This window comes from Lentimicrobiaceae bacterium (assembly GCA_028697555.1).
Classification (GTDB): Bacteria; Bacteroidota; Bacteroidia; order Bacteroidales; family UBA4417; genus UBA4417.
In genome coordinates, this window is sequence record JAQVEX010000071.1 from 1 (window position 1) to 7,546 (window position 7,546).

At 38.3% G+C, this 7,546-nt stretch carries 5 protein-coding genes; all 5 read left to right on the plus strand.

What is annotated here, in order from left to right; all coding sequences use genetic code 11:
• Positions 1-683, plus strand: a 683-nt coding sequence (locus tag PHP31_09435; protein MDD3739500.1) for a sugar phosphate nucleotidyltransferase, incomplete at its 5' end; no start/stop codon positions are given.
• 65 nt (positions 684-748) lie between these two features.
• On the plus strand, positions 749-1,894 hold the full coding sequence (locus PHP31_09440; GenBank protein MDD3739501.1) for a hypothetical protein: 1,146 nt from the start codon (positions 749-751) through the stop codon (positions 1,892-1,894).
• A gap of 71 nt (positions 1,895-1,965) precedes the next feature.
• Positions 1,966-2,532 carry a hypothetical protein gene (locus PHP31_09445; GenBank protein MDD3739502.1) on the plus strand — a complete coding sequence of 189 codons (567 nt, stop codon included), beginning with the start codon at positions 1,966-1,968 and terminating at the stop codon, positions 2,530-2,532.
• 465 nt (positions 2,533-2,997) lie between these two features.
• On the plus strand, positions 2,998-6,996 hold the full coding sequence (locus PHP31_09450; GenBank protein MDD3739503.1) for a lamin tail domain-containing protein: 3,999 nt from the start codon (positions 2,998-3,000) through the stop codon (positions 6,994-6,996).
• A 116-nt stretch (positions 6,997-7,112) separates the two neighbouring features.
• A complete protein-coding gene (locus PHP31_09455) occupies positions 7,113-7,370 on the plus strand; it encodes a hypothetical protein (protein ID MDD3739504.1) in 258 nt (85 codons plus the stop codon).
• Positions 7,371-7,546 lie beyond the last annotated feature (176 nt).

Consider the following 7,546-nt stretch of genomic DNA (forward strand, 5'->3'; position numbering starts at 1 on the left):
ATCCCGAATTCGACGACAAAATTATAACTCTGGGAATTACCCCAAGTCGCCCCGAAACATGCTACAGATACATTCAGTACAAACAAAACGGAGACCAAAGCAACGAAATCAGAAAGGTAAAGACTTTTACCGAAAAACCGCAATATGAACTTGCCGTCAAATTTATCGATAGTGGCGATTTCCTTTGGAATGCCGGAATTTTCATTAGCTCGGTAAAAACTTTGGTAAGCTCGTTTAATAAACACCTACCCGACGTTGCAACTATTTTTCACAACGGTAGCCAACATTATTATACCGATTCGGAAAACGGCTTTATTAAAGAAGCGTACTCTATGTGTCCGAATATATCTATGGACTACGGTATAATGGAAAAAGCCGACAATGTATATGTCATCGAAGCCGACATGGGTTGGAGCGACATCGGCACTTGGAGCGCCCTGTTCGATAATTCCGAAAAAAACCAAGAAAACAACCTTGTCAATTCCGATAATATCTACACCTACGATGTTGATAACTGCATTATTCGCATAGAAAAAAACAAAGTAGCTGTTATTCAAGGACTTGAAAACTACATTGTCATCGACGAAGGAGATGCTCTGCTTATTTGCAAAATTGATAATGAGCAAAACATTAAAAATTACGTCGAAAAAATTAAAAAAGACAAGAAATTCACTTACTTGTAGTACAAAATAGAGCAAAAAATTATAGACTAATCAGATATAGGAAAATAAAAAATTTTAAACCTTTGATGAAAAAGTTAATTTCTGTAATTCCAATTGCAATAATACTTCTGAGCTTATTTTCCTGCAAACAGCCCGAAATACCTCAGCAAAACCTTAAGTGTTTCAATGATATTATTGCATCAAACGACAATAATTTGGTGTGCGTTGGATATAGCGGTACTCCAAGTAATAAATATTCGGCTGTCATTCAAAAGCGCGATACTTCAAACAATGCCTTGTGGGTTAAGCAACTGTCCGACAAAAATGTCAATTCGTTTTTCAAAGTCATGCAAACTTCGCAATCCGATTATATTGCAGTCGGCTACGCATACAATACCGACAGGACACAACCCAACTTGCTTATGGCTATGTACGACGACAACGGAAACCAAAAATGGGTCAGAGTTGTCGACAATATCAAATCTGCCGGACTATCTATAGCCGCAGCTTCCGATACCACTTTTGTTGTTGCCGGCTACGCACACAACCAAACCAATAATGCCCGATACGCCAAATGCTACCTCGTCAATTACAACGGAAACATTATAGACGAAAAATCCTATTTCGACAACCTAAACACCAACGAAACCTTAGTTAACTCCGAGTTCACCGATGTTGTAATTGCCGACAACAATATTTATTTAGTTGGAAACATCAATCCAACTTTCAACAAATCCAATTCGTTTGTAATGAAATGCAACCAGCAAGGCGATAGCTTATGGACTAAGGTAAAAACCTATTCTACCATTACAGCCATAACGCATACTTCGGATAATAAAATAGCTGTTTGCGGAAATACCAACGACAACAATGTTTTCTTTTGGACACTGAGCAACAATGGAAACACTGCAACTTATACGGTTTTTGAGAAACAAGGGATAGTTTATGCTGCCGATATTGTTGAAACTTCCAACAGAAACTTTTTTATAGTAGGCTGCATTGAAACTACTATCAACGATAAAGATGCCTATCTGATTAAAATCAACCCTGACGGTACTTATCTTATTGAAAATACATTTGCTACACCCGAACCCGAAATACTTTTTAGTTGCACCAAAGCAATTGGAGATAAATACTACTTAGGCGGCTTGTCCAACACTCCCGAAAGCAAGTTTCTGATTATAAAAACCAACCTCAGCGGAGATAATATTGCAACCTATAACATAGATTAAATTTTTTGGTACATTTTTTGAAATGATATTGTTTAGATAAAATAAATTTAAACATAAAAAACTATCAGAAAATGAAAAAGTCAATCTTATTAATAGGAATTATGAGCTTAGCAATATTGTTCTCGTCGCAGATTTCTTTTGCTCAAAAAGTAATTGCTTCAACTCCCGAACAAAAAAAAGCTATTGAAGAAAGCATGAGACGCAGAAAAGAATTGCGCAAGCAATACGAAGCTATGACACCCGAACAACAAGCCGAAGCCAGAAAAAGAGTAGAAGAAATGAAAAAAGGCGGCGGTACCGATAAAAATGTTAAACAAACACCTCAAGTAGAAAAGAAAGTTATTTCTAAGGAAGAATTTGAGAAAAACAGTAAAAAAGTTGATAAACCACAAGTCAACCCCGATGTTAAAAAAGAAGCTACTCCTAAAAAAGTAGAATTACAATCGGAAAAGAAAGTTGCAACCGAAAAAGATACCGAAAAAGGCAGAATTGTTGCAAAACCGAAAGCCAACCCCGATGTTAAAAAAGAGGTGTCCCCAAACAACGACGAAGCCAACAAAAGGCAAATACACAAACGCCCCGAAACCGAAAAAATGAGAAAACAAGACAGAGTAAAGGCAAAAAACAACAATAAATAGTGGTGAGTGATGGGAGGTGAGTGATGAGTGATGAGCGGTTTCGACCACGTTAATGATAAAAAAAGTTGCGGGTGAATCTCGCAACTTTTTTTGCTTTTGGCTGTTAGCTTTTAGCCATTAGCAAAACATAGCCAAAAGCCAAAAGCCAAGAGCCAAGAGCCAAGAGCCAAAAGCCAAGAGCCAAGAGCCAAGAGCCAAGAGCCAAAAGCCAAGAGCCAAGAGCCTCCGCTCAGCCAGCGAAGTGCTGCAACTCAAAACTCCTAACTCAAAACTCTCCCGAAACTTCGGGATAACCCGCAACACGCAACTCGCACCCCGCAACCCGAACCACGTAACACCAATCACAAAAAATTTTTTACCAAAAATTTTTTTTATCTCAAATTATATTTAACTTTGTAAACTACAATAAGTGTATTCAATTCAAAGCCATAATAAATGCGATATTAACATTAAAAATTTACAGATATGAAAAAAGATTTACTATTAACAATCCTTGTATGTATAGCAATAAGTGTTACTTCATACGGGCAGTCGGCATTTACATTTACTGCTACAAATTTAACTTACACCGAAAATTTTAACAGCATAGGAGCTAACGGTACAACTTTTCCTACAGGTTGGAAAGGATATGATAATGGTTTCATGGGCATCGGTAATGATGTAACAAATCTAGCAGTTACCAACGGTAACAATCCTCAAGGTTGCGTTTTCAACGTTGGCGCAACAAACGACCCTAACAGAGCCATAGGAACAAGAGCTTCTTCTTCTGGTACTTCTCAGGTTATTCCAATTTTTGGAGCTAAATTTACCAACAGCACAGATTCAAAAATTACACAAATAGATTTTACTGGTATTTGCGAACAATGGCGTACCGGAAGTAATAGCGTTGTTGAAAGAAACAAGTTTGCATACAGCTTTGATGCTACTAGTCTTATAAGTGGTACTTGGATTGAAGTGAGTGCTTTTGACCTTTATGAAATTCAAACAGCAAATACCAATACACATATAGACGGTAAAAATGCAGCAAACCGCAAAGAAATTAATGCAACTGTTAGTGGCATTGAATGGGGAAATGGCACAGATATGTGGATACGTTGGACTGACAACGTTGACGATGGTAGCAATGTACTACTCGCTATCGACGACCTTTCAATTACGGTTACTTTAGAACCTCAACCAACCATAAATATCACAACTCCTACTGATACGAGTTATTGGTATCCGGGTACCCTACGCACCATTTCTTGGGGGCATGAAAATTTCCCAGATCCGAATAATACCAAAGTTGACATTCACTACACCAGAGAAGCATCAAATACAGGTGGCACTTGGCATAGTGTAGCATCAAATATTCCTTTAACACAAGGTTCTGTTACATGGGCACCTTTTGAAGCACAATATGCAAGCAAAGACTGTAAAATCAGAATTACAACTACAACACCCGACCCGGTTGTAGCACTTAGCGAAACATTTAATTTAGTTGGTCGCTTCCCTAATTTATACAGACTTAGAAACGGTAACCCCGGCAATTACGCTCCGGGTGTCATCGGCTGTACATACAAAATTAGGGGTCAGGATGCACTTGTTTACAATGCTGTTGTTACTTTTAATCAGGATAATCAGAGATACTATGTACAAGACGCCCAAGATGGTATAACCGGTATAGTAATTGACGCAAACGGAAAGCTTGCAACCCCATACAACGAAGGTGACGGTCTTAGATATTTTATGGGGACCTACCTTGTTGAAGAAGGTATGCACAAACTTGTTCTGATACACGACCCTGGTACTTACTCTACAGGAAATGTAGTAAATCCTCAAGTTGTTACTATTCCCAACCTTAAAGCCGATTTTATTAACTACCAAGCCGAACTTATTAAGTTGGAAAATGTTAAGTTCCAAAGTACAGGAACATTCGCTGCAAATGTAGTATATACTGTTATTGACAAAAACGGCAATACAATCAACTTTAAAACAAACTTTGCTAATGCCGACTACATAGGCAAACCCATACCTACATACGATATGGATATGATTGTGTTGCCAAATACCACAACCGATGGCAACTTCGTTACCAGCAGAAGACTCGGCGACTTCATTAATTTTGCCGTAACCTCACCTATTGCAGGTGATAGCTGGGAACAAGGCTCAACCCAAAACATAACTTGGACAGCACCATCATTTGTTACCGGTAACGTTACAATTGAATATACAAAAAATGCTTCGGCTACATCTGTAGTTTGGGAGAATATAACTACAGTACCTGTTACAGACGGCTCTTTTACTTGGAATATTCCTCAATCGCAAACTCTCGGTACTAAATATAAAATAAGGTTAACAGCAGCTAGTGGTCAAGTAGCTACTAGCGAAATGTTCAGTATTACTAAGTATATGCCAAAAGTATTTATTTCGGAGTATATTGTAGGTTCAGGCGATAATGATAAAGCTATTGAAATATACAACGGTACAAATGCAGCTATCGATTTAAGTAAATTGGAAATCAGACTTTATATTGATGGCAGTACCACGGTATCTCACACTCTAAACGGTCTTACAGGCAACTTAGATGCAGGCAATGTTTATTCTATATGTAAAGAGGGTGCAGCTGCAAGTATTGCGAATTATTGCAATTTATCGACTAATAATGATGTTATGACTTTTAACGGCAACGATGCTATAGAAGTTGTTTACAACGGTACAATCTGCGATGTGTTTGGAGAAATTGGGGTAAACCCGGGTACGGGCTGGACTGTAGCCGGTACAGTTGATGCAACAGCAAACAAAACCTTATTACGCAAACTTAATGTAACTCAAGGTAATACCACAGCAAAGGGCTCTTTTACGGACAACGAATGGGTGGTTAAAAATCAAGATTATACAGCCAACTTTGGTGGTTTTGGTGCAGCTTTAACCCAAAATGCCGACTATACCTTGGCTGCAAGCTATGATGTAGACCCAACAAGTATTACAAAATTCAACCTCATACTTAATCATAATGCTGTAGATGTAAATAAAAACTTTGAAAACATTAACAATTTGGTAATTAAAAATGCCGAAAACACAACATTTACAATTCAGCCCAACATTAACTTAAAAATTGCAGGTAAGGTATTTAATAAGCTGACAGGTTCAACAGCCGCTGCCAAATTTAATATCAATAGCACAGAAGCCGGTACAGGTTCGCTTTTACACAACTTCCCAGCCGGCGGAAAAATACAAAGATATATTTCGGGAGATGTAAGCGGTGGTACTGCAGCAGACTGTTACCACGGTGTTAGTGTTCCTCTCAAACAATCTGAAAACCCGAAAAGTATTTTGTTTGAAGACTCGTACTTGTACGAATTTAAAGAATCTGAGAACATCTGGCACTGCTTGGGAACTTCCCCAAACAATGATCTAACTGTAAACAAAGGATATTTGATATATTATCCGGGAGCTTCTAAAACTTACGAATTTGAAGGTGCTTTTAATGAAGGCAGCTTTGAAATTCCTTATACATATACTTCTGCCGACAAGGGATATAACTTTATACCCAATCCATACCCATCGCATATTGATTTTTCGCTAATCCCTAAAGGTAATTTTGCAAACGGTTTTTGGATTTGGAGCGCCGATCAAAAGAAATATGGAGTACGTAGCGTTGGCGCCGCAGTTGGCACATTTGGTTTAACTTCTGATATTATATCCATAGGTCAAGCATTTTTTATTAAAGCCACAAATAACGGTACAATTACACTTAACAACAATTGTAGAACAAACGGCGTAGCTCCTTTCTATGGCACAGGTAATAACCCTAATATCTTGCGTGTATTTGCAGAAGGTAATCAGTTGAAAGATGAAATAGTATTTGTTTTCGATAACAAATGGAACGCCGGTATGGACGATGGTGATATGACTAAATTGTACGGCTCAGTAGAAGCACCGCAACTTAGCAGCATCAATGCCGATAACGAAAAACTAACAATTAACACCTTGCCTTTAAATAAATACGAAACAGTTGTGCCGCTTAGCTTTACGCTTAGTGTATCAACACAAGTTCAGTTTGTTGCCGACATTAGCAGCTTACAAAGTGATATTACTCCTTATTTAATTGACAAAAAAGCAAACAGAACCGTAAACTTACGCCAAAATCCGGCTTACGCATTCAACCATGAAGACACCGACAGCGACAACCGCTTTGAGCTAAAACTTGTAAATGCAGTTTACTCCAAACCTTACGATTTGGCAGACGAAAATGTAATCTACGTAAATAGCAATAACCAAATTGTTGTCAGCATACCAAGCATGCAAAACACTAAAGCTATGGTCAACGTTTACGATATGCAAGGCAAATTAATCAGCAGTAACACAGTGTTCCTAACCGACACCTATGTAACCCAAGCTCCGTTTATTCCGGGCATTTACGTGGTAAATGTGGTTAATTCAACACAAGTTGTCAATAAAAAGGTAGTAGTTACTAGATAGTTTCGAGTTTCGAGTTTCGAATACAATAACACGCAACACGTAACCCGAAACCCGCAACAGCCAATAGCCAACAGCTAACAGCTAATTAAAATTAAAAAAATAAAAAAACAACAGATATGAAAACACTAAAAACAATCTTACTAACAGCAATCTTAACCTTAGGGTTACAGTTTTACGTATCGGCTCAAAATCCTGGAGCACCACCACGACCGCCGCAAAATGCAGACAATCCGGGTTCTGGTCAAAGTGGTCCTGTAAAAGGCGGTGGAGCGCCTATAGGTAGTGGTATTGTAGTATTACTAACACTTGCCGGAGCCTACGGCGGATATAAATTGTACAAAAACTCCAAAAAAGACGAAGAAAACGTCGAATAGTTGTTGGAGTTTTGAGTTACAAGCGCCGGGTTCCTACATTTTCGGTCATTGCGATGACTGTGGTGAGTGATGAGTGTTGAGTGATGAGTGTTGAGTGATGAGTGATGAGTGATGGGTGATGAGTGGCAATTAACAAAGAACAATTGGTACAGTACATCGAGTTTCAACATTTTCGG

Coding starts and splice junctions, on each gene's coding strand:
- PHP31_09450 (MDD3739503.1), top strand. CDS start 2,998: ATGAAAAAAGATTTACTATTAACAATCCTTGTATGTATAGCAATAAGT.
- PHP31_09455 (MDD3739504.1), top strand. CDS start 7,113: ATGAAAACACTAAAAACAATCTTACTAACAGCAATCTTAACCTTAGGG.
- PHP31_09445 (MDD3739502.1), top strand. CDS start 1,966: ATGAAAAAGTCAATCTTATTAATAGGAATTATGAGCTTAGCAATATTG.
- PHP31_09440 (MDD3739501.1), top strand. CDS start 749: ATGAAAAAGTTAATTTCTGTAATTCCAATTGCAATAATACTTCTGAGC.